General features: G+C 68.3%; 19 protein-coding genes and 1 pseudogene. 12 read left to right on the forward strand and 8 right to left on the reverse strand.

What is annotated here, in order from left to right:
* Position 1 precedes the first annotated feature (1 nt).
* A complete protein-coding gene (gene bcsB / locus WS75_RS12265) occupies positions 2 to 2,329 on the reverse strand; it encodes a cellulose biosynthesis cyclic di-GMP-binding regulatory protein BcsB (RefSeq protein ID WP_059680707.1) in 2,328 nt (775 codons plus the stop codon).
* A gap of 504 nt (positions 2,330 to 2,833) precedes the next feature.
* Between bcsB and WS75_RS12270 the strand changes: the two genes are divergently transcribed.
* Positions 2,834 to 3,856, forward strand: a complete 1,023-nt coding sequence (locus tag WS75_RS12270; RefSeq protein WP_059680708.1) for a sensor domain-containing diguanylate cyclase — start codon at positions 2,834 to 2,836, stop codon at positions 3,854 to 3,856.
* Between the two features lie 37 nt (positions 3,857 to 3,893).
* On the opposite strand, the pseudogene WS75_RS34520 reads toward WS75_RS12270, so the two are convergent.
* Positions 3,894 to 4,166 (reverse strand): annotated as a pseudogene (locus WS75_RS34520) (serine aminopeptidase domain-containing protein); the annotation flags it as partial.
* 68 nt (positions 4,167 to 4,234) lie between these two features.
* On the reverse strand, positions 4,235 to 4,840 hold the full coding sequence (locus tag WS75_RS12280; protein ID WP_059606443.1) for a CDP-alcohol phosphatidyltransferase family protein: 606 nt from the start codon (positions 4,838 to 4,840) through the stop codon (positions 4,235 to 4,237).
* Positions 4,841 to 5,290: 450 nt separating this feature from the next.
* Here WS75_RS12280 and WS75_RS12285 point away from each other — a divergent pair, with 450 nt between their 5' ends.
* The gene (locus WS75_RS12285) at positions 5,291 to 5,923 is read left to right on the forward strand and encodes a lysophospholipid acyltransferase family protein (protein ID WP_059467781.1); all 633 of its coding nucleotides are present in this window, start codon (positions 5,291 to 5,293) and stop codon (positions 5,921 to 5,923) included.
* A 38-nt stretch (positions 5,924 to 5,961) separates the two neighbouring features.
* The gene (locus WS75_RS12290) at positions 5,962 to 6,891 is read left to right on the forward strand and encodes a phosphatidate cytidylyltransferase (protein WP_059680710.1); all 930 of its coding nucleotides are present in this window, start codon (positions 5,962 to 5,964) and stop codon (positions 6,889 to 6,891) included.
* 104 nt (positions 6,892 to 6,995) lie between these two features.
* On the opposite strand, the gene WS75_RS12295 is transcribed toward WS75_RS12290, so the two are convergent.
* Positions 6,996 to 7,580 carry a flavin reductase family protein gene (locus WS75_RS12295; RefSeq protein ID WP_059680711.1) on the reverse strand — a complete coding sequence of 195 codons (585 nt, stop codon included), beginning with the start codon at positions 7,578 to 7,580 and terminating at the stop codon, positions 6,996 to 6,998.
* Between the two features lie 433 nt (positions 7,581 to 8,013).
* Here WS75_RS12295 and WS75_RS12300 point away from each other — a divergent pair, with 433 nt between their 5' ends.
* Complete coding sequence (locus WS75_RS12300; RefSeq protein ID WP_059680712.1) at positions 8,014 to 9,174, forward strand: porin; 1,161 nt, start codon at positions 8,014 to 8,016, stop codon at positions 9,172 to 9,174.
* Here the strand turns inward: WS75_RS12300 and WS75_RS12305 are convergent.
* Positions 9,162 to 9,362 carry a hypothetical protein gene (locus WS75_RS12305; RefSeq protein WP_059680713.1) on the reverse strand — a complete coding sequence of 67 codons (201 nt, stop codon included), beginning with the start codon at positions 9,360 to 9,362 and terminating at the stop codon, positions 9,162 to 9,164. The two genes, WS75_RS12300 and WS75_RS12305, sit on opposite strands and share 13 nt — an antisense overlap.
* Positions 9,363 to 9,591: 229 nt before the next feature.
* Between WS75_RS12305 and WS75_RS12310 the strand changes: the two genes are divergently transcribed.
* Positions 9,592 to 10,806: a transglycosylase SLT domain-containing protein gene (locus WS75_RS12310; RefSeq protein WP_059680714.1), complete on the forward strand. Its 1,215-nt coding sequence runs from the start codon at positions 9,592 to 9,594 to the stop codon at positions 10,804 to 10,806.
* A 21-nt stretch (positions 10,807 to 10,827) separates the two neighbouring features.
* Here WS75_RS12310 and WS75_RS12315 read toward each other — a convergent pair whose 3' ends face one another.
* Both WS75_RS12315 and WS75_RS12320 read right to left on the reverse strand, forming a co-directional pair.
* Positions 10,828 to 11,163 (reverse strand): hypothetical protein, encoded by a 336-nt coding sequence (locus WS75_RS12315; RefSeq protein WP_059680715.1) that lies wholly within the window; start codon positions 11,161 to 11,163, stop codon positions 10,828 to 10,830.
* Between the two features lie 273 nt (positions 11,164 to 11,436).
* Complete coding sequence (locus WS75_RS12320; RefSeq protein ID WP_059680716.1) at positions 11,437 to 12,195, reverse strand: MipA/OmpV family protein; 759 nt, start codon at positions 12,193 to 12,195, stop codon at positions 11,437 to 11,439.
* 246 nt (positions 12,196 to 12,441) lie between these two features.
* Here WS75_RS12320 and WS75_RS12325 point away from each other — a divergent pair, with 246 nt between their 5' ends.
* Together WS75_RS12325 and WS75_RS12330 are read left to right on the forward strand one after the other, a co-directional pair.
* A complete protein-coding gene (locus tag WS75_RS12325; RefSeq protein ID WP_059606429.1) occupies positions 12,442 to 13,167 on the forward strand; it encodes a response regulator in 726 nt (241 codons plus the stop codon).
* Entirely contained in the window at positions 13,168 to 14,538 is a 1,371-nt protein-coding gene (locus WS75_RS12330) for an ATP-binding protein (RefSeq protein WP_059680717.1), read from the forward strand.
* 635 nt (positions 14,539 to 15,173) lie between these two features.
* Here the strand turns inward: WS75_RS12330 and WS75_RS12335 are convergent.
* Positions 15,174 to 16,052 carry a LysR substrate-binding domain-containing protein gene (locus WS75_RS12335; RefSeq protein ID WP_059680718.1) on the reverse strand — a complete coding sequence of 293 codons (879 nt, stop codon included), beginning with the start codon at positions 16,050 to 16,052 and terminating at the stop codon, positions 15,174 to 15,176.
* 75 nt (positions 16,053 to 16,127) lie between these two features.
* On the opposite strand from WS75_RS12335, the gene WS75_RS12340 reads away from it, so the two are divergent.
* The 5 genes from WS75_RS12340 (at position 16,128) to WS75_RS12360 (ending at position 22,146) form a co-directional block, all read left to right on the forward strand.
* Complete coding sequence (locus tag WS75_RS12340) at positions 16,128 to 17,027, forward strand: HpcH/HpaI aldolase/citrate lyase family protein (protein ID WP_059680719.1); 900 nt, start codon at positions 16,128 to 16,130, stop codon at positions 17,025 to 17,027.
* Positions 17,024 to 18,256 carry a CaiB/BaiF CoA transferase family protein gene (locus tag WS75_RS12345; RefSeq protein ID WP_082729576.1) on the forward strand — a complete coding sequence of 411 codons (1,233 nt, stop codon included), beginning with the start codon at positions 17,024 to 17,026 and terminating at the stop codon, positions 18,254 to 18,256. The genes WS75_RS12340 and WS75_RS12345 overlap by 4 nt, the downstream gene beginning before the upstream one ends.
* Positions 18,257 to 18,423: 167 nt before the next feature.
* Positions 18,424 to 19,236, forward strand: a complete 813-nt coding sequence (locus WS75_RS12350; RefSeq protein WP_059680727.1) for an amidohydrolase family protein — start codon at positions 18,424 to 18,426, stop codon at positions 19,234 to 19,236.
* Positions 19,237 to 19,307: 71 nt separating this feature from the next.
* A complete protein-coding gene (locus WS75_RS12355; RefSeq protein WP_059680720.1) occupies positions 19,308 to 20,684 on the forward strand; it encodes a TIGR00366 family protein in 1,377 nt (458 codons plus the stop codon).
* A gap of 16 nt (positions 20,685 to 20,700) precedes the next feature.
* The gene (locus WS75_RS12360; RefSeq protein WP_059680721.1) at positions 20,701 to 22,146 is read left to right on the forward strand and encodes an MmgE/PrpD family protein; all 1,446 of its coding nucleotides are present in this window, start codon (positions 20,701 to 20,703) and stop codon (positions 22,144 to 22,146) included.
* Positions 22,147 to 22,160: the final 14 nt, after the last annotated feature.

Raw genomic sequence — 22,160 nt, forward strand, 5'->3', positions numbered from 1 at the left:
GTTACATCCCCCGTCGGCGCGCGGCGATTCTCTGCAGCACGCTGAACACGCCGAGCGCGAGCAGCAGCCCCGCGACGACGCCGACCACGCCGAGCACCACCGGGTGCTGGGCCGCGTGCGTCCAGACGCGCGCGTACCACGGCACGAAGCCGACCACGTAAGGCTCACCGACGCGCAGGCTGTCGACCTGCCCCGGCCGCACCAGCGCGAGGTCGCCCTGCAGCTGCGACACGAGGCCCGGCTTCTCGAACACGTCGAGCAGGTCGGCAAGACGCGTCTGGTCGGTCGCCGTCAGCGCCACGACGCTGCGGCCATGGCTGCCCGGCAGCTCGAACCCGGCCAGCGCCGCGAGCGAGCCCGTCTGTTCGATATGCGCGCCGCCGTCGGCCATGCCGATGCCGTTGCGCCAGCGCTCCTTCACCGAAAACGCGACACGCGTCGCGCCCGTGCCGGCCTGCTGGTCGATCGACAGCGGCAACGCCGCGCGCCAGTGCGACAGCAGCGGCGACGCGGGCGAGCCGTCGATCACGAGCAGGTCCTTGCGGCCCGCGAGCGCGGCGACGTCGCCGGGTCGCGCGACCTGCACGCGCAGCGCCGGGAAGCCGGTCCACTGCCCCATGTGGCCGAGCATCGTCAGGTAGGCTTCCAGTTCCTGCGGCGACGGCCGGTCCGGCATCACGACCGCCGTCTGCGACAGGTCGGCGAAGCGCGTGAACGGGAAACCGCTGTTCGCGAAGAACGCCAGGTTCGGCAATCGCGCGTAATGCACGAAGTGCGAGAAGTCGATCGTCGAATCCGGATCGATCGCCGCGCGCTGCGGCTCGGTCGCGGTGCTCGAGCAGAGCCCCGTCTTCTGCGAATCGAGCGTGAAGCGGAACTGCAGCTGGTTGCCGCTGCCGACGCGGAATGCCGGGATGTCGACATCGCTCGTCACGCGCCCTTCCGGCACCGCCAGCAGCGGCAGTTGCATGCGCCCGCGCGCGTCTTCCGCGTGGGCCGGCCCGAGCCGGTACGACTTCACGAGCTGTTCGTTGATCTCGACGGCGAGCGTCGAGTTGTCCTGCACGGTCGGCGCCGTGTAGCGGTAGCGCAGCGTGATCGGCACGCCCGAGCCGTTCCACGAATGCAGATCGGCCGGCACGCGCAGGTTCAGCCGGATCGCGTCGGGCGACGTGCCGCGCACTTCGAGTTCGCGCGGATCCGACACCAATTCGCGGAACGCGATCGGCCGGTTCACGGGCAGCCAGCGCGGTGCGTCGTACGGCTTGCGCGGCGCGCCGAGATCCACGTGCGCGACCGTCGCCGCCGGGCCCGACAGCGCCGCGCGGCCGAGCACGAGCGCCGCGACCGCGTCGTCGACCTCGGCAGCCGTGCGGCCCGTCACGACCAGCAGCTTGCGGCCCGGCGCGGCCGGGTTGTCGGCGACGGCGAGCAACGGGCCGTTGACCGACGGCAGCGCGAGGCCGGCCGGCAACGTCGCGGCCGTGCCGACCACCACCGCCTGGTCGTCGGCCGGAAGCGTGGCTGCAACCGGGAAGCGCGCCTGCCGGTAGTCGGCCTGCGCGCCGAACCACGACGCGAGCACGCCGGCGCTGCGCAGCGTCGCCGAGTCGGCCGACGCCGGCAGCACGAACGGCAGCCGCAGAAGCCCGTTGTCACGCCGGTCGAAGAACGGCGCGGGCAAGAGCGCGAGATCGTTCGGCAGGCGCACCGGCGACTCGTCGAGGATCAGTTCGCTCGTCGGGCTCACGTCGGCCCACAGGGCCGAGCTCGACGGATCCTCGCAGTGATCGAGTGTGTAATGCGCGATCAGGCGCAGGCCGATCTGGTTGAAATCGGAGAAGTAGCGCGGATCGATCGGGATGTCCTGCGTGACCGTGCGGCCCGCGCGCGTCGCGTCGAACGGGACGGTCGCGACCACCTCGCCGTTCATCGACACCTTGATGTGCGACATCGGGAAGACCAGCGACGGCGAATACGCGTAGGTCAGGCGCAGCCGCGCGCCGGTGACCACGCGGTCGAGCCGCACGCCCGCATTGATCGTGCGCGCGTCGTCGGCGCCGCGCAGGTGGAGAGGATCGAACGCGCCGAGCGACGCGAACGGCAGGTGCACGGTCGTCGCGGGCAGGCCGGCGGACGCCGCGCTGGCGGCGCTCGGCATGGCCGCGAGCGGCGGCACGGCCGCGCCGCTGGCGGGCACCGGCACGGCCGGACTGCCGGCTGACGCCGAAGCGGCCGCAGCCGGCATGGGCGCGGCCGCCAGCGCGGCCGCATGGAACGCGCCGAACGTGGCGACGGACAGGACGAACAGCGACGCGGCCGGCTTCATGCGCGGCCCCGTATCGTCACGATCTTCCGGTCATCAAGCGCGCCGCAACCGCCGCGCGCAAAGCAGCTATGCCCGTGAGTGCACATCCCCACTGCTTCCCCTCAAAGTCTGGCCTGAATGCATTTATAGAAACAACGCGGCGAATCATTTTGCTGCCGACTCGTCGGACAGCGCGCACCTGGCACCGGCGCTCACCCATTCATCACACTATCTCAAAATCTAGACGAAACTCGTCCTGATTCGTGCTGACGAAGCGAAAAACAACTCAATCCGGTCGAAAATACTGCGCGGCGCGATGGAATGGCAAGCGTTACACCGTTGCTGCCGGCCGGACCGGCCGGCATACTGCCGGCGCTGCCGAACCGACGGCCCAGCGTCCCGGGAAACCGGCCGGATGCCGGCGGCGGCCCGTTGCGGGCCGCCCGGAACGCGCTGCCGCGTGAGCGGCGCGTATGCTACCGCAAGCTCGGGCCGCGTGCTGTGCTTTCTACATGGAAAACTGACTTGGATCAAATCGTCGACACCGCCACTCCGTCCCCCGATACGCTGCTGCGCATCATCGCCGCGCAAACCGAGATCGCGAAACTCGGCGTCGACCTCGGCAGTGTGATGGCTTACGTGACCGAGCAGGTACCGCAACTCACGGGCGCGAGCGGCGCCGCGGTCGAATTCGCCGAAGGCGACGACATGGTGTACCGCGCCGCGTCGGGCTGCGCCGCCGGGATGCTCGGGCTGCGGCTGCGCCGCTCGGGCAGCTTGTCCGGCCTGTGCGTGACGCGCGGCGAATTGCTGCACTGCACGGATTCGGAATCCGACCCTCGCGTCGACCGCGATGCGTGCCGCCGGGTCGGGCTGCGCTCGATGCTGGTGATGCCGCTCACCCATGCGGACACGACGGTCGGCGTGCTGAAGGTGATGTCGCCGGAAATCGACGGTTTTTCGGCCGCCGATGCCGCGACGCTGCGGCTCACGGCCGACCTGATCGCCGCCGCGATGTTCCATGCGGCGCGCAACGAGGCCAACGAATTGTACCTGCGCGCGACGCACGACGCGCTCACCGGCCTACAGAACCGCGCGCTGTTCTACGACCGCCTGCGCCAGTCGATGCACACGGCGCTGCGCGCGAACGGCCGGCTCGGCATCCTCAATATCGACATGGACGGGCTCAAGCCGATCAACGACGGCTACGGCCACCGCGCGGGCGACGCCGCGCTGCGTGCGGTCGCCACGCGGATGCAGCGCGCCGTGCGGCGCTCGGACACGGTCGCGCGCATGGGCGGCGACGAGTTCGCGGTGATCCTGCCGGACATCGGCAGCCGCGAGGACGCCGATGCGCAACGCGCACGGCTCGCCCGGCAGGTCGGCGAACCGTTCGAATTCGAGGGGCATCCGCTGCGGCTCGGCGTCAGTGTCGGCGTCGCGATTCTGCCTGACGACGGCACCGACATGAACGCGCTGATCGAGCATGCGGACCAGGCGATGTACGCGGTGAAGCGCACGCGGACGCAGCGGGCGGCGCACGCATGACCCGCTTGGCCACCGCGAGCCGCGGCCGTCCGGGCCGGTCACGGATGGCTGACCGACGCGCGCCGGCGTCAAGCGCACTGCGCGCGCCGGGCGAGCGGCCGTGGCCGCGCGCATCTCACGCGAAGAACGCGAAGTCCGGCAGGTCGAGCGCGTCGACGACGTGCGCGACGCGCGCAGAATGTTCGTGGCCGCGATGCAGCAGCACGCTCGCACCACGGCAGCGAGGACCCGTCGCGGGCCCGTGACGATAGAACGGCGCTTCGCCGTCGCTCGTGATGAAGTCGGCCTCGCGGGCCGCGCTTGCGTTCATGCGGTCTCGCTCGTTTCGTTATTCGAATCATGCGGCGGCGCCCTCCGGCGCCGGTCCCACTACCGCCGTCAGCCGCCCGCTTCGGCGATCCCGGCCTGCACGCGCCGCACCACCGTCACGATCGACAGCACGATCAGCACGCGCCACAGCCACGCGGCGACGCTGCCGACCGGCAGACCGAAGCCGATCCACAGCGCGAACGCGCCGAGCGCGAGCGCGCGGTCGCTCTTGCCGAACGGGCCATCGTAGCGGCGGGTCGCGCCGGCAAGCGGGCCGATCAGCCCCGCGCATTCGACGATGACCGCCGTCAGCGCGAACAGCCAGACGTCCGCCGCAGCGAACGCGGGAATCGCGAGAAACGGCAGCACGAGCGCGACGTCGGATACGACGTCGCCGAGCTCGTTCAGGTAAGCGCCGAGCGTGCTCTTCTGCCCGTGCTCGCGGGCGAGCATGCCGTCGATCGCGTTGAGCGCCATCCGCACGAACAGCCAGATCGGGATCAGCAGGAACAGCACACGGGCGAACACGCCAAGCCCCGCGAGCGCGCCGACGACGATCGAGCCGCCGGCCGCGAACAGCGTGACCTGGTTGGCCGTGACGCCGCGTTCGGCAAGCGAATCCGCGAACGGACGCAGACGATTCTGGAATTTCGGTTTGAGTGCGTAGAGGCTCATCGTTTTATTGGTTCTTTACGTTCGGACACGTTTGCGGCCCGGCCCCGGGCAGCGCACCCGTCGGCGGCGGCTTTCGACAGGTGGGCGTAATCGTCGCCGAGCGGTCCCCACGCGTCAAGCCGCACCCCGCTCCGTGCCACGCCGGGCAATCTGGTGTTTTCGACGGAAACTCGCGATAATCCGCTGGCCCGCGAGCGCAGCAATTCATTCGAACTGTGGCCGGGCGCGCGTGCAACAGCCGATTATCACGCCGTCGAACGGCGAATTCGCCGCGACGTAATACCCGCCGGTGCATCGTCCGATTATCGCGGCCCTGCAACAGGCAGCCACGAATTTGAAAAAACTTAAACAAGGGCCGACCGGCGCGCATCCTGCCGCACCGGCATTCCGGGATTCCGCCCGCCGCGCGTGCGCGGCCGCGCGGGCATGCATGCAGGAGGCGCGGCGCCGATGAACATCCTGAACGTCTGGCAGCGCGATTTCCTGCTGTCGATCGTGCGGCTCGTCGCCGGTGCGTATCCGGTCTGGCATCAGGCGCCGCCTTCCCCGACGCAGAAGATCTACTTCTCGAACCATACGAGCCACATCGACACGCTCGCGATCCTCGCCGCGCTGCCGCGCGACGTGCGCGCGGTCGTGCGCCCCGTCGCCGCGCGCGACTACTGGGACAGCAGCAACGTGAAGCGTCACATCGCGCAGAAGCTGCTGAATGTCGTGCTGATCGACCGTCACCGCGAAAGCGGCGGCGACCCGCTGGACCCGGTGCGCGATGCGCTACGGCAAGGCCACTCGATCATCATCTTTCCGGAAGGCACGCGCGGCGCCGAAGTCTTGCCGCAGCCGTTCAAGAGCGGCCTGTTCCATCTCGCGACCGAGTTTCCGGAGGTCGCGCTCGCGCCGGTCTATCTCGAGAACCTGCAACGCATCATGCCGAAGGGCGCGATCTGGCCCGTGCCGCTGATCTGCAAGGTGCACTTCGGTGCGAACGAGGCGCTCGGCGCCGGCGAAGACAAGCCGACCTTCCTCGCCCGCATGCGCGACGCGATCGTCGCGCTCGCGCCGCCGCAGCGGCCGGCCGGCTGAACGCGGCGCCCCTCTCTCTCCCTTTTCCGGACCTCTCCATGCGAACTCTCTTCTGGGAACTGGTCGCAGGCGTCACCGGCGTGCTGGTACTCGCGACCGTGATCGGCGCGATCCTCGGCGCGCGCAGCGGCGGCACCAGCGCGACCATCGTCAACCTGAACCAGCGCATCCGCGCGTGGTGGGCGATGATCGCGATCATGGTCATCGCGATCAGCCTCGGCAACAACGTCACGTATCTGGTGTTCGCGCTGCTGTCGTACCTGACGCTGCGCGAATTCATCACGCTCACGCCGACGACCGCAAGCGACCACACGACGCTCTTCATCGCGTTCTTCGTCGCGATTCCGGTGCAGTACCTGCTGCTCGGGATCAACTGGTACGGGATGTATTCGATCTTCGTGCCAGTGCACCTGTTCTTCGCGATGTCTCTGGTGTCGGCACTCACGCAGGACACGCGGGAATTCCTGAGCCGCAACGCGAAGATCAACTGGGCGCTGATGGTGTGCGTGTACGGGTTGAGCCATGCGCCGGCCGTGCTGATCCTCGACATCCCGCGCTACGCCGGGCAGAACGCGCTGCTGCTGTTCTTCTTCCTGTTCGTCGTGCAGATCAGCGACGTGCTGCAATACGTCGTCGGCAAGTTGTTCGGACGCCGCAAGATCGCGCCGCAGCTGTCGCCGTCGAAGACGATCGAGGGCTTCATCGGCGGCGGGCTGCTGGCCACGCTGTGCGGTGCATCGCTGTATCGCGTGACGCCGTTCAGCTTCGGCGCGGCGTTCGGAATCTCCCTCGCGATCGTGATCGCGGGCTTCGTCGGCGGGCTGGTGCTGTCGGCCGTGAAACGCTCGCTCGGCACCAAGGACTGGGGCTCGATGATCGCGGGCCATGGCGGGATGCTCGATCGCGTCGATTCGATCTGCTTCGCCGCGCCGGTGTTCTTCCACCTCGTTCGCTACGCGTACGTGTGATGCGCGGGCGGCGCCACGCCGCCCGGTTCCGATTGCTGCACGCTCGATCTCGCGCACGACGTCGTCGACGCCGCGCTGGACGCGGCCGGCTGCACGCCCGACGCCTACTTTGCGGCCGGATCGACGTGCAGCGATTCGCCGATCGCATAGAAGTTGCCGCCCGCGATGTAGTGCAGGCTGCGCAGCGCCGGATCGGCCGATTCGAAATACCAGTGGCCGTCGCGGAACACACGCGTGTCGGACCACGCAGCGACCACCTCGCCGATGAACAGGTCGTAGGTCTGCTGGTTGTGCGGCTCGGGAATCAGCCTGCACGCGAGCCAGCCCGAGCAGCCGGCGACGAACGGCAGGTCGTGGCCTTCGACGTCGAACAGCGTGACGCCCGCCTCGCGCAGCTTGTCCGGCCGCTCCGCAAGACTGTGGCTGCCGACCGCGTGCGTGAGCTGCAACTGCGCGGCCGTCGGCACCTGGATGACGAAGCGCCCGCTGCGCTCGACGAGCTCGCGCGTCTTCGCCGACTTGTCGAGCACGACCGTCAGCTTCGGCGGCAGGAAGTCGAGCGCGCACGCCCATGCGGCGGCCATCACGTTGTCGACGCCGTCGTGACGGGCCGACACGAGCACGGTCGGGCCGTGGTTGAGAAGACGGTAGGCTTTCTTCAGCTCCACTGGAGCGATGTGAGTGTCCATGCGGGTTCCCTGGTGAGCGGCACGACGCGTGCCGGCCGAAGCCCGCATTCTCGCACCCGATGCCAATTGCCGCTGATGGTGAGCGCGCCGCATCACGCTCGCGCGAAGCGCGTATTAACACACCCAAAGCGCACCGCGCGATTCAATTCATTAAATAATTAATTGATGAATCGGCGACGAATGCGTCGCCATCGAAATTCGACCGAAAATCGTGCGGAATTATCACGAATCCGGCAATGCACCAATCGCTCCATCGTGAAATTCAGATCGATTGATGCACAGTTATCAATAATGCGAATCTCTCAATGGACCTTGCCGCAGCATGTGCATGTCTGCTTTACGTCACATCGAAGAATTTCATTTTTGCCGTTCGTCGGCGGCTCGGTAGTCTCCTGCCAATCCGGTTCAAGCAAGCCAATCGCAAGGAGATGAAATGAAACGCACGACCCTCTCGCTGATTTCGCTCGCATCGTTCGCGGCGATGCCCGCCGCGCATGCGCAGTCGAGCGTCACGCTGTACGGCGTGATCGACACGTCGATCACGTACGTGAATCACGCGCAGGGCAAGGACAACGCGTGGATGCTCGGCAACAGCAGCGCGGGCAATCTTGCCGGCAGCCGCTGGGGCGTGAAGGGCACCGAGGATCTGGGCGGCGGGCTGAAGGCGCTGTTCCAGCTCGAGAACGGCTTCGACCCGAGCAGCGGCCGACAGGGCCAGGGCGGCCGCATGTTCGGCCGGCAGGCGTTCGTCGGGCTGTCGAGCGACCGCTACGGCACGCTCACGTTCGGCCGCCAGTACGATCCGCTCGTCGACCTCGTGCAGGGCATCACCGCCGACAACTATCTCGGCAGCGTGTTCGCGACGCCAGGCGACGTCGACAACTACGACAACAGCTTCCGCGTCGACAACGCGGTGAAGTACACGTCGGCCGTGTATTCGGGCCTGCAGTTCTCGGCGATGTACTCGTTCGGCGGCATCGCCGGCAGCACCGGCGCCGCGCAGTCGTATTCGGCTGCCGTGTCGTACAACAACGGCCCGTTCAGCGTCGCGGGCGGCTACTTCCACGCGACCAACAGCCCCGCGTCGAACGGGCTGCGCAACGGCTGGACCAGCTCGTCGGACGGCACCTTCGACGGCCCGATCAATACCGGCTATGCGAGCGCGCACTCGATCGGCATCGCCCGCATCGCGGGCCAGTACGTCGCCGGCCCGTTCACGTTCGGCCTCGGCTATAGCAACGCGCAGTACCGCCGCGACGCGAGCTCGGTGTTCAACTCGAACGAGCACTACAACACCGGCCAGGGCTTCGTGAACTACCAGGCGACCAATTCGCTGCTCGTCGGCGTCGGCTACAGCTATACGCGCTCGGGCGGCGATACGTCGGCGACCTATCACCAGGTGTCCGCCGGCGCGGACTACAACCTGTCGAAGCGCACCGACGTGTACCTGACCGCCGCGTACCAGCACGCGAGCGGCCAGACCGGCGACGGCAACGGCGGGGCGATGGCCGCGCAGGCGTCGATCGGTTCGTACGGCTATGCGGGCACGAGTTCGCAGACGATGGTCAACCTCGGCCTGCGTCACCGCTTCTGATCGACGATGGCCGGTTGCGCGGCATCGCGTGGCCGGTCGATCGGTACCGGATCGGGGATCGAGCAATCACCGGCACGGCGGCTGCGGCCGCCGTCGTCGCTTCTACGGCCCGTGCAGCGCCGGATGCGCCTCTCGTCATCCGCTTCGCCGCACCATTCACTGCCGCCTTCGCGGCGCATCTGACGCATGGCGTCAGGATTGCAACTGCGCGGACCTGCCGGCATACGCGAGATTGCAGTCTCTTTTACCGATTCCGTCCTGTCGCGCGTCGATACCGGCGCCAACGAAAATGCGTGACACATGCGCCGGCAAATGCAAAGGAAAGTTTGACGCGAGCCATTTGACTGCGCGCTATGGCACACTTCGCGTCTGCGTAATTTCCTTGCACCGGGCGGCCGGATTCCGCCCCATCCTGCCATGCCGCGTCAGACTGCCCGTTCGATCAGCCACGCCACGCCGAAGATCGCCGCGACGATCGCGTTGTCGTGCGCGCTGCACGGATTCGCGCGGGCCGACTGCCTCGACGACGCGGCCACGTTCCAGAAGGTGAGCGTGAGCCTGCTGCGCGGCATCGCGCAGGTCGAATCGGGCATGAACCCGAATGCCGTCAACACCAATACGAACGGCACCGTCGACATCGGGCTGATGCAGATCAACAGCACCTGGCTGCCGACGCTCGCGCGCGAAGGCATCTCGCGGGAAAGCCTGTTCGATGCGTGCACCAACGCGTACGTCGGCGCGTGGATCCTGTCGCAGAACATCCGCCAGCTCGGCGCCAACTGGAACGCGATCGGCGCGTACAACTCCGCGTCGCCCGACAAGCGCCTCGCGTATGCCCGCAAGGTCTATGATGCAATCCGGACCATGCCGGATTCGCCGGATACTCCCATGCCCATCCTGCCACCCTCTTTCACGCCGCCGCAGCAGGTGCAGGCGTACAACCCGTTCGCGAGCCTGAGCGTGTCGACACCGCCGGTCGCGCGTGGCCGCGCGCTCGCGCCGGCCGCCCCGCCGCCGCAGCCGCAAGGCGGGCCCGCCGGCCCGGCCGGCACGTACAACTTCGGCTGGACGGTCACGGGTGCCGACCAGGCCAAGCCGACCCAGGTGTTCGACGACGGCGCGCGAATCTACGTGCAATTCAGCGACATGAAGCACGTGCCGGCGATCTTCACCGAGACGTCGTCGGGCCGCGTGCTGATGTCGTGGGAGCTGCAGTTCCCGTATGCCGTTCTGACGCGTCCCGCGCAAACGTTAATCTTCCAGCTCGGGCCGTTCGAGGCGCGCGCGCAGCGCGGTGCGGCAGGGGCGACTGCGCAGGCAGGGGCTGGGGCGGGAGCGGCAGCGGGAACGCCGCGTTCAGGCGCGACGGCGGCAACGGCTGCCGCGGCACCGACCGTGAAGCACACTGCCAATGCGCTCTGGTATATCGATACGGCGTCGACGTCAGGATCGGCGGCGACCTCGAGTACGGCAAATGCCTCGACGGCATCGACCACGTCGCAGACGCCCGCGACGTGGCCCACCGCAGTGACGTCGAACACGCCGCCCCCCGTCGCGACACCTCAGGCGCCGGCCGCGACGAAGCCGGCTGCACGCGTCAGCACCGACGCGCTCTGGTATATCTCGAAGTAACGCACGCACCGCCCAGCCGCATCACCCGCGCCGCACCCAGATCACCTTGCCGTCGCGAATGCCAAGGTCGCGGCGCTCCAGGCGATAGTCCATCGTGCCTGGCAACGACTGGCCGTCGCGCTCGAGCACGCGCCACAGGCAGCCGTCGAGCAGCGCGGCCGCCTCGCCCTCCGTCTTGCCGATCAGCGCATCGTCCGGCGCGGCGTCCGCCTTGCATGCGTTCACGGCGCCCGACGGAGCCGGGTTCGTCACTGCGCCGCCGGCGGTGGCGTTGCGGTGTTTCGTGTTCATGTCCGCACATCCTGCGAAGGTTGCGCTCGCAACGAGTGCCACGAGCATCGCGATCGTTCTCTTCATCGGTATCTCCCTGTCGCGGCCCGGCGATACACGTGCGGCATTCGTGCAAGGCCGGGTATCGCTTGCGTGATCGGCGCCGCGCGCCGCCGGCCCTATCCTGACGGATGGCAGCCGGCGAATGGCGGCAATGCACGACGCGGTCGAGCCGTTCAGGCGCACCGGCGTCGCAGGCCCGGCGCGACGCCGGACCCGCCCGCATGTTACCGCACGCGGTTCGCGGCGACGGCCCGAAACCGGCGCGTCATGTCCGGCACGCGCGCGCCGGCCACCCGTTCAAAACCTGTAGGTCGCGCCGGCCATCCCGTAGTAGTTGCTGCGCGACTGGACGATCGGGCTGTCGCCATAGCGCCCGAGCAGGCGCGTCACGCCGCCCGTCGCGACGACCGACCAGTGCCGCGACATGTTCCAGTGCCATGCGACCGACATCGTCGCGCTGTCGATCCCGCCGCTCGTCGAATATGGCCGGAAGCGGCTCGCCATCGACTGCGCGTCGGTCACGCCGTAGAACGTCTGCGTGTAGCGTCCGGTCCCGGCATGCACGCTGCCCGTCACGACGATCTCGTGCCGCGCGGTCTTGAACACCGGCACCGCGAGGTCGACATGCCCCGACACGCCGCGCGACGTATGCGTCACCGGGGTGTCGACCGACACGCTCAGCTCCGCCGCATCGAACAGCGTCAGCCCTGCCCGCACGCCGACGAGCACCGAGCCCGGAATCCGGCCCATCCCCTTCAGGTAGTCCGAACCGGGCAGGTCGAAGCGGTTCTCGTCCGCACGGCCCGCGTCATAGCTCACCGCCGCCGACACGAACGCGCCGTGCGGGAGGTCCAGCCGATAGCCGGCGCCCGCGGTGCTGTCGATGAAGAAGCCATTGCCGAACTTCGCGGAAAACCCCGGCGCGACGACGCCGCGATACTGGTTGCTCCCCTGGTAGCGCGGCGCGAACCCGCCGCCGAGCGAAAGCGAATACTGGTTTTCCGCATGGGCGGCGGCGGCAAGGGTCAGGCCGGCAGTCAGGCCGGCAAGCGGCACGCAATAACGGGAGCGGCGAAGGGTTGGGCGCACAATATTGAAATAAGAGTGACGGAGCCCGAAGTCTAGGTGCCGCCGTGCGCCGGGACTGTCCGGAATCTGCGGGGAATCTGTGCTCAATTGTGTTCGATTGTTCGCGATTGTCGCCTTGCTGCCCAGGCCGCCGGAACGCCGGATAGAATTCGCGTGCCGCGCCGCGCGCCCGCCTGCCGGGATGCGGGACGACGCGCGCGCATCGAGGAGACCATGTACGACAATCCGCTCAAATACCGTGTACTGCTGATCGAGGACGACGACCGCCTCGCGCAGCTCGTGCGCGAATACCTCGACAACTACGAATTCGCGGTGACGGTCGTGCGACGCGGCGACCTGGCGGTCGCGGCGGTGCGCGAACACCAGCCCGCGCTCGTGATCCTCGACCTGATGCTGCCGAACCTCGACGGGATGGAAGTGTGCCGGCGCATTCGCGCGTTCACCAACGTCCCGGTGCTGATTCTCACCGCGCGCGCGGACGTCTACGATCAGGTCGCGGGCCTCGAAACCGGTGCCGACGATTACGTGACGAAGCCGATCGAGCCGCGGGTGCTGGTGGCGCGCGCTCGCGCGCTGCTGCGCCGCGCGCAGCCGGCCGCGACGGACAGGCCCGCCGCCGCGCCCGAAGCGCTGGTATTCGGAGAACTGACGATCTCGCCGCCGAACCGCACCGTCACATGGCGCGGCGATCCTGTCGACCTGAAGACGGCCGAGTTCAACCTGCTGCTGATCCTCGCGCGCGCGGCCGGCACCGTGCTGAGCCGCGACGACATCCTGAAGCAGTTGCGCGGGATCGAGTTCGACGGGCTCGACCGCTCGGTCGATTCCGGCATCTCGAAGCTGCGCCGCCGCTTCGAGGATGCGTCGTCGGAGCCGCACAAGATCAAGACGATCTGGGGCCGCGGCTACCTCTTCAGCCCTTCCGCGTGGGACGAATAAATGCTGCGCCCGTTGATCAGGCTGTACCTCATCGTGATCCTGTGCGTCGCCGGATCGATCGCGTTCATCCAGTTCTCGTTCGACCGGATCTTCTATGATCGCGTCGCGCAGGCGCAGCGCGATTCGCTGACGACCTACGCGTTCGTGCTGAACGATTATCTGGAGCGTCATCCGGGCGCGCAGCGCACGCTCGCGCTGCGCGAACTCGCGAAGCACGGCAACGAAGGATTCGGCTTCATGACGATGGCCGACGCCCGCGCGCAGTTGAGCGGCACACCGCTGCGCGATCTCGACGCGGGCCGGATCGCGATCAGCTACGACGCCAGGGATTACTACATGCCGCTCGCGGACGGGTCCGTGCTGCATGCGCGCCCGACCGAGGCGGCCGATCTCGACATCAAGATCTACGCGTACCTGCTGCTCGCGCTCGCCGCGCTGTTCGCCGTGGTTCTGTGGATCTCGTATCACTGGCGCGACCTGCGCAAGCTGCAGGCCGCCGCGCACGCGTTCGGCGCGGGCAAGCTGTCGACGCGCGTGAAGCTGTCCGGGCGATCGAACATCTACGAGCTGTCGCAGCAGTTCAACGACATGGCCGAGCGGATCGAGGCGTCGATCAAGCAGCAGCGCGAAATGATGCATGGCATCTCGCATGAGCTGAAGACGCCGCTCGCGCGCCTCGAATTCGGGCTCGCGCTGCTCGCCGAATCCGACGAGAGCGGGCGGATGCGCGAACGCCGCGACGAACTTCGACGCGACGTGCGCGAACTCGACGGTCTCGTGACCGAGTTGCTGACGATCGGGCGGCTCGAACAAGGCGCAAGCGAGCTCGCGCCGATGGACGTCGTCGTCGATGCGCTGATCGACAGTGTGGCCGGCAACGTCGCGAACGACGTCGCCGACCGCGGCCTCACGCTCGGCGTGTCGACGAGCGGCGCCCCTGCCTCGCACGTGTGCGATCCGAAGCTCGTCGCACGCGCGCTGCTGAACCTGATCCGCAACGGCGCACGTTATGCGTCGCGCACCGTCCTGCTGTCCGCGACGCACGATGCGTCCGGCGCGCTGGTGCTGAGCGTCGACGACGATGGTCCCGGCATTCCGGTCTCCGAACGCGCGCGCGTGTTCGAACCGTTCCAGCGGCTCGACTCGAGCCGCGACCGGCAGACCGGCGGGTTCGGGCTCGGGCTCGCGATCGTGCGACGCGTCGCGCTCGTGCACGGCGGCGACGTGCGGCTCGAGGATTCGCCGCTCGGCGGCGCACGCTTCGTGATTACTCTGCCGCCGCGGGCGTTGCCGGACTTCCTCGGCGACGCACCGGAGAATACGGCACGTGGCCGGGCCGGCCGCGCATCGTCCATTTCACTGCGTCAATGAATGCAAGCGGGGCGTCGCTGCGCCCTGATCGGCATGGCACTCGCACTCGTCGCGATATTCGCGCTTACGTTCCATTGGCTGGCGACCAAGGACCGTCAGCCTCCCCCTAAAACCCCGGCTCCCTCTTCCCCTTCGCTCCTTACGATCGACGAACACGAAGAATGGGAAGCACAAGCGCCGTATGCAGATCACGTGCAGGACGCGCTACGTGACTCGGCTCTGCATCGCCCAATCGAATCCGTAAGCCTCAGTCTTCGTTCGCATCTCCCGAGTTCGACGAACCTCCTCTCGACGCCGCATCAGCCTTCTCTGAGACGCACCACGCGCCGCCATCCCCTGACCATTTCTCCTACGCACCGCAATGGGCGATCCACGCCACACCGGCCCCAGCCCGCACCTTCGGCTGTCCGCATTGCGGCTCGACGTGGATCGACACGCTCAATATCGGCCGACGCGCTGGCAGCACACTCGGCAGCGCCGCCGGTGCGACCAGTGGTGTCGCCATGGCGTTGTCCGGCGCCGAAGCCGGGGCAGCAGTTGGGGTAATCGGCGGACTGCTCGGCAGCGCGGCCGGCTTAGCCGCCGGCTCCGCTGTCGGGAGCGTGCTCGACTACATCCGCACGGCCGCCGACAGATCAACGACGCTGCACCATTCGGCGGCTAATCGCGAGCCATTCGCGAATCGCGCCTTCGCGCGGCGCCCCTCGACGCCAGAGTATGCCGAAGCGCCTCGGCTCGGTCGGCTTCGGCAATGCGAGCCGGACGATCCTCAGCCGCTCTGCGAGTGGCGACGCGATGTCCGGCACCAGCGACACACCCAGCCCGCGCTCGACCATCATCGCGATCGCCAAGAGCGAATTGATCTCGAAGCGTTCGTGCGGATCAATCCCGTGGTCGCGCAGATACCGATCGGCCTGCTTGCCGCCGCCGAGACTTCGGTCATAGCGAATCAGCGGCTCGTAGCGCAGAAGGTCATGCGCGTCGCGCGCGGCGAGATCCTGCGGCGCCAGCACGACGAGCGGCTCGATGCGCAGCAGTTCCCACACCATGCTTTTCGGCAGCGCGAAACTCGGATGCAGGCAGACTGCCGCGTCGTGATCGCCTCGCCGCACGGACTCGTAAAGCTCGGCCGACGTACCGGACTGGATCAGCACCTTCAGCCGCGGATGCCGGGTCGCGAACTGTGCCAGCACGTCGGGCAGGATGCTGTGCAACGCGGTGTTAATCGCGCCCAGACGCAATTCCCCGGACAGCTGCGCATCATCGGCGGCGACCGCTTTCAGGCCGTCGAACTCGCGGACAAGCCCGCGCGCACGCTCAAGCACGCGGTAGCCGGCCTCGGTCGGCCGCACCGAGCGGCCCGCGCGAGCGAGCAGCGCCACGCCCAGCTCCCGCTCCAGCACCCGCATTTGCAAGGCAACCGCGGCGGGCGTGAGATCGAGCTGTCGGGCGGCCTGCGCCATCGAGCCCGTGTCCGCGACGAGCACGAAGCTCTTGAGGAACACGACATCCATAAAGATAGCTTTTCTATCGTTTAAAGGAATCAAACCTGTATTCATTCAGTGTAGCGGGATTTCTATACTGGCCGCATGAAAAGCAAACTATTCGTTCCGAGCTCCCGTCCCGACCTTTTCGACAAGGCCCTGAACGGTCCCGCCGACGCCGTCTCGTTCGACCTCGAGGACGCGGTCGCCGAACACCGCAAGGATGCCGCGCGCACCGCGCTGCGCGCGCGGCTCGGCCAGCCGCTGCCGGCGACGAAAACCATCGTGGTGCGCGTAAACGCGCTCGGCACGCGAGGCTTCGAAGCCGACCTCGACGCCATCGCGCACCCCGGCGTCGCGATCGTCAACCTGCCGAAGCCTCGCGACGCGGACGACGTGCGCGCGGCGGCGGCCGCGCTCGAACAGGCCGAGCGCCGCAACGGCGTCACGACGCCGATCGGGCTCCTCGTCAACATTGAAACGCCCCGCGCGCTGCGGCTCGCATCCGAACTCGCGGCGGCCGATCCCCGCGTGATCGGCTTGCAGCTCGGCCTCGGCGATTTGTTCGAACCGCTTGGCATCGACCGCCGCGAAACTGCGGCCCTCGTGCCCGTGATGCTCGCCGTACGCACCGCTGCGGGCGAGGCGGGCATCGCCGCCTACGATGCCGCGTTCGCAGACATCGGCGACGCCGACGGCTTTCGCGCCGAGGCCGCGCTCGCGCGGCGGCTCGGCTTCGCCGGCAAGAGCTGCATCCATCCGACGCAGGTCGGCATCGCCAACGACGTGTTCCGGCCGACCCTCGACGAAATCCGCGCGGCGTTGCGCGTGCTCGACGCGCAACGGCAGGCTGCCGCCGACGGCCGCGGCGCGTACGTGGTGGACGGCCGGATGATCGACGCGCCGTTCGTCGCCCGCGCCCGCGCGATCGTCGACGAGGCGATCGCATTCGGCCTGATCCCGCCGGCAGGCATCGCCCCCCAACCCGCACGCATCGCGCCATGAACCGACCTCTCATCGACACGCCGGCCGCACCGCACGCAGCCGGTCGCGGCCACGCCGGCGCCGGCCCGCTCGCCGGCATCCGCGTACTCGACCTGAGCGCCTACATCGCAGGCCCGTACGGGTGCACGTTGCTGGCCGATCAGGGTGCCGATGTGATCAAGATCGAGCCGCCCGCGGGCGACAACCTGCGCAACTATCCGTCGACACTGGACGCGCAGAGCCGCGCATTCCTCGGCGTCAATCGCGGCAAGCGCGGGATCGTGGTCGATCTCAAGCAGCAGGCCGGGCGCGAGGTGCTGCTCGAACTCGTGCGCGACGCCGACGTGCTGGTCCACAATTTCCGGCCGTCCGTTCCCGCGCGGCTCGGCATCGATTACGCGCGGTTGCGGGAACACAATCCGCGCCTCGTCTACTGCGCGGTCACCGGCTACGGCGAGTCGGGCCCGCTGAAGGACAAGGCCGGCTACGACCAGGTGCTGCAGGCGATGACTGGCATGTGCGCGCTGCAAGGCGAACCCGGCGCGCCGCCGTCGATCGTGTACGGCTCGGTCGTCGACTATTACGCGGCCTCCCTCGTCGCCGCCGGCATCGCGTCCGCGCTGTATGAACGGACCCTCAGAGGCACCGGGCAATACGTGGGCATCTCGTTGATGCGCGCCGCGCTCGCAATGCAGTCAGCACGACTGGTCTGGGCCGAAAGCGAGACGCGCGACGTCGGACGCGACATGCGTTCGGGCGGCATCACGGGCCTGCACCCGACCCGCGACGGTTATCTTTACCTGTCCGCGAACACGCCGCATTTCTGGCGCGCGTTGTGCGTGAAAGTCGGACTGCCCGCGCTCGCCGACGATCCGCGCTACGACACGGTGCGCAAGCGCGCGCGTGCGCACGACGAACTCGTCCCGCAGCTGCGCGCCGCGCTGCTGGCACGCACCGCGCGCGACTGGGAAGCCGTGTTCGGCGACGACGTGCCCTGTGCCGCGGTGCGCCAGATCGAGGACATGTTCGACGATCCGCAAGTCAACGCGGAACGGCTCATCGCCGAATTCGACCATCCGTCGGCCGGCCGCTATCGCGGCTTCTGCCGTCCGATCGCGTTCGAGCGCACGCCGGGCCCCGATCCGCTCGGCGCGCCGGCGCTCGGCGAGCATTCGGACAACGTGCTGGCCGAGCACGGCTACGATGACGTACGGCGCGCCGAGTTGCGGCGTCGCGGCGCCATTCGCTGAAACCGCACACCGCCGGCAGCGCGCCGCTCGAACGACACGATTCACCCGGAGACACCATGAGAAGACGTACGTTCCTCACCTCGCCCGCCGCCGCGAGCGCGTCGCGCGCGCATGCATCCGGCCTCTCCACGGCCGAGGCGGCGACGCAGTCGGCGCACACTGCGCCGATGCGCGCATGCGACGCGCATCTCCACGTCTTCGATTCCCGCTTCCGGTCCGAGCCCGACGCGCAGGTCTTCGCGAACGCGACGGCCGACAATTACCGCCGCGCGATCCAGGCCCAGCTCGGCACGACGCGAGCCGTCGTCGTCACGCCGCGCGCGTACGCGACCGATAACAGCGTCACGCTCGATGCGATACGACAGCTCGGCGCGGAGCGCACGCGCGGCGTGGGCGTCGTGCGCGCGGACGTGTCGGACACCGAATTGCATGCGCTGCACGACGGGGGCATCCGCGGCATCCGCTTCACGCTGTATCGCCCTGAGCATGCACCCACGCGCTTCGACATGGTCGAGGCGCTGTCCGCGCGCGTGCATGCGCTCGGCTGGCATGTGCAGCTCCACTGGACCGCCGACCAGATCGCCGCGCACGAGGCGCTGCTCATGCGCCTGCAGTCGACCATCGTCTTCGACCACATGGCACGCCTACCGCAACCGGCCGGTACGTCGCATCCCGCATACGGGATCGTGCGCCGTCTCGTCGACCAGGGCAGGACCTGGGTCAAGCTGTCCGGGCCGTACCTCGATTCGCGCGCAGGCGTGTTGGGACGGTTCGCCGACATCGACACGGTCGCCCGCGCGTGGGCCGTCGCGGCACCCGAGCGTCTGGTATGGGGTAGCGACTGGCCGCATGCAACGGAATCCGCCACGCCCGACGACGCAAGGCTGTTCGATCAACTCGCCGACTGGGTGCCCGACGAACGCTTGCGCGAGCGGATCCTCGTCGACAACCCGGCCCGGCTGTACGACTTCCCCGACTGACTGCCACACCGATACGACGACGCAACGTTGACACGCATCGCCAACACGACAAACATCAATAGGAGACATGCATGCGCCTCGCCGATTCCCCGCCTCGAGCGGCCCGCATCCGCCTGACGGAGGCGACGATTCGCGTGTTCGAGCGAACGATTCCCGATCCGTTCGTGCTCGCGCTGCTGATCACCGTGTTCGTCGCCGCACTGGCCGTCGCGATCGCACCACGCGCGACGCCGGCCGTCATGATCGGCGGATGGACGAAGGGATTCTTCGAGATCCTCACCTTCACGGCGCAGATGGCGCTCGTGTTCGCGACCGGGCACGCGCTGGCCCACGCGCCGCTCGTGCAGCGTGCATTCCGCGCGATCGTGTCGTTCGCGCGCACGCCGGCCCAGGCGGCGACCCTGGTGTTCCTGTCGGTGGCCGTCACTTCGTTCGTCAACTGGGCATTCGGCCTTGTGATCAGCGCACTGCTGGCGCGCGAAGTCGCGAAGCGGCTGCGCGTCGATTTCGCATGGATCGTCGCGTGCGGCTTCTCGGGATGGGTCGTATGGGCGAGCGGACTGTCCAGTTCGATCGCGCTCGCACAATCGACTCCTGGCAGTGCGATGAACGTCGTCGAGAAACTGACCGGCCACGTGTTGCCGTTCAGCGAAACCGTGCTGACCCGCTTCAACCTGATTCCGACGCTCGCGATGCTCGTGTTGACGCCGGCGCTGCTCGTCTGGCTGATGCCCGATCCTGCTCGCGTCGAAGCACTGCCGCCCGACATGCAGCCCGCCCGGGCCGCACCCGCTTCCGCCGCGCCCGGTGCCGCCGGAGGCCGCTCGCCGGCGCAGTGGCTCGAGCGCTCGTGCGTGCTCAGCGTGCTGGCCGGGCTGTTCGGCCTCTCGGTACTGGGGCTGGCACACGCCGGCCGCATTCCGCTGGCGGGCGTGAACGTAGTGATTCTCGCGATGCTCACGGCGGGCGTGCTACTCCACGGCCAACCACTCGCCTACGCGCGCGCGATCAAGCAGGCGACCGCGCAGACGGGCTCGCTGCTGATTCAATATCCACTGTACGGCGGCATCATGGGGCTGATGGACGCGACCGGCCTGCCGGGCGTGATATCGCATGGCTTCATCGCAATCGCGAGCACTGACACGCTGCCGTTCTGGAGCTACGTCTGCTCGCTCGCGATCACCTTCCTGATCCCGAGCGGCGGCGGGCACTGGGCCGTCCAGGGCCCTTTCGTGGTGCCGGCCGCCGTCGCGCTGCACGCGTCGCTGCCCGCGACGACCATGGCCGTCGCCATGGGCGAACAGGTGTCGAACATGATGCAGCCGTTCTGGGTCGCACCGGTGGTCGCGATGGCCGGCATCGGCGTGCCGCGGGTACTCGGTTACACCGCGCTGACGTTCGTGCTCGGCGCGCTCGTCTACGGCTGCGCGCTGCTGTGGCTCGTCTGACACGCCCGGAGACACGATGAAGCGCAGAACGTTTCTCGCCGCGCTCGGCGCGGCCACCGCCTGCCCGGCCGTCGCGCAAGTCGCGCCCGCGACGCCCACCCTGGCGCGCCAGTTGGCCGACTATGCTGCCACGCTGACCTGGGACGCACTCGATTCAACGACGGTCGAAACCGCGAAGGCCCACCTCATCGACGCGCTCGGCTGCGCACTCGTCGCCCACGACGCGCCGCCCGTCGCGATGTCCCGGCGCATCGCGATGACGGTTGCGGGGCCCGCGACGCTCATCGGCACGCGGCGCCGCTCGACACCAGAGCTGGCCGCGTTCGCCAATGGCGCGGCCGTCCGCTACGAAGATCTCAACGATCTGTATGTGGGCGCCGAACCGGGCCATCCGAGCGACAACGTCGCGCCATGCCTGGCCATCGCCGAAACCGAACGCGCGAGTGGACGCGACCTGCTGCTCGCGATCGTGCTCGCGTACGAGATCGACTGCCGGCTGCTGGACGCCGCGAACATCACGAGCCGCGGCTGGGATCACCCCGTCTACAGCTTGCCCGCCGTCGCGCTGGCGGCCGGCAAGCTGATGCGGCTCGATCGCGGCCGGATGGAGCAGGCGGTCAATCTGTCGCTCAGCGGTCATCTCGCGATGAACCAGACGCGCGTGCAGCAACTGTCCGACTGGAAGGGTCTCGCGGATGCTTCGGCATCGCGCGACGGCGTGTTCGCCGCACAATTGGCTCGCGAAGGCGTGACCGGCCCCGCGCCGATCTTCGAAGGCCGGGCCGGGTTGTTTCAGCAGGTATCGGGTCCGTTCGCGCTCGACGTCGCATCGTTCGGCGGCCCGCAACGCGCGTTCCGGATCGATGCGTGCGCCATCAAACCCTATCCGGCCCAGGGCTACACGCTGACCGCGATCGCTGCCGCGATCGACCTCGCAACGCAGATCGGCGATCTCGCACGCATCCGCGCGATCCACATCGACACGACGCACATGGGTTACGTGACGGCCGGCCGCGATCCCGAGAAGTGGAGGCCCGGAACACGCGAGACGGCCGATCACAGCCTGCCCTACATCGTCGCGCGCGCGATGCTGGACCGCGATATCACGCGTGACAGCTACGGCCCGGCCGCGCTGCGCGACCCGGTCGGCCACGCGCTGATGGCCGTCACGACGGTCGCCGAGGATGCCCGCCTCACCGCGATGCAGCCGGACGCGATTCCGAACCGGCTGACGGTGACGCTCGACGACGGCCGCAAGCTCGAACGGCAAGTCGACACGTTGCCCGGCTTCCCCGGACAGCCTACGTCACGCCCCGATACGGAACGCAAGTTCCAGCGCAACGTCGCGGGGCGTCTTTCGGACGAACGTGCGCGGCACGCGCTCGACGCGCTGTGGGCACTGGATGCCAGCCCCGATCTGGACGGACTGCTCGCCCTGCTGGCCGTTGAGTCCCGGCCGTGACCGGCTCGCGCGCG

It is taken from the genome of Burkholderia sp. FL-7-2-10-S1-D7, from assembly GCF_001524185.1.
Lineage (GTDB): Bacteria > Pseudomonadota > Gammaproteobacteria > Burkholderiales > Burkholderiaceae > Burkholderia > Burkholderia diffusa.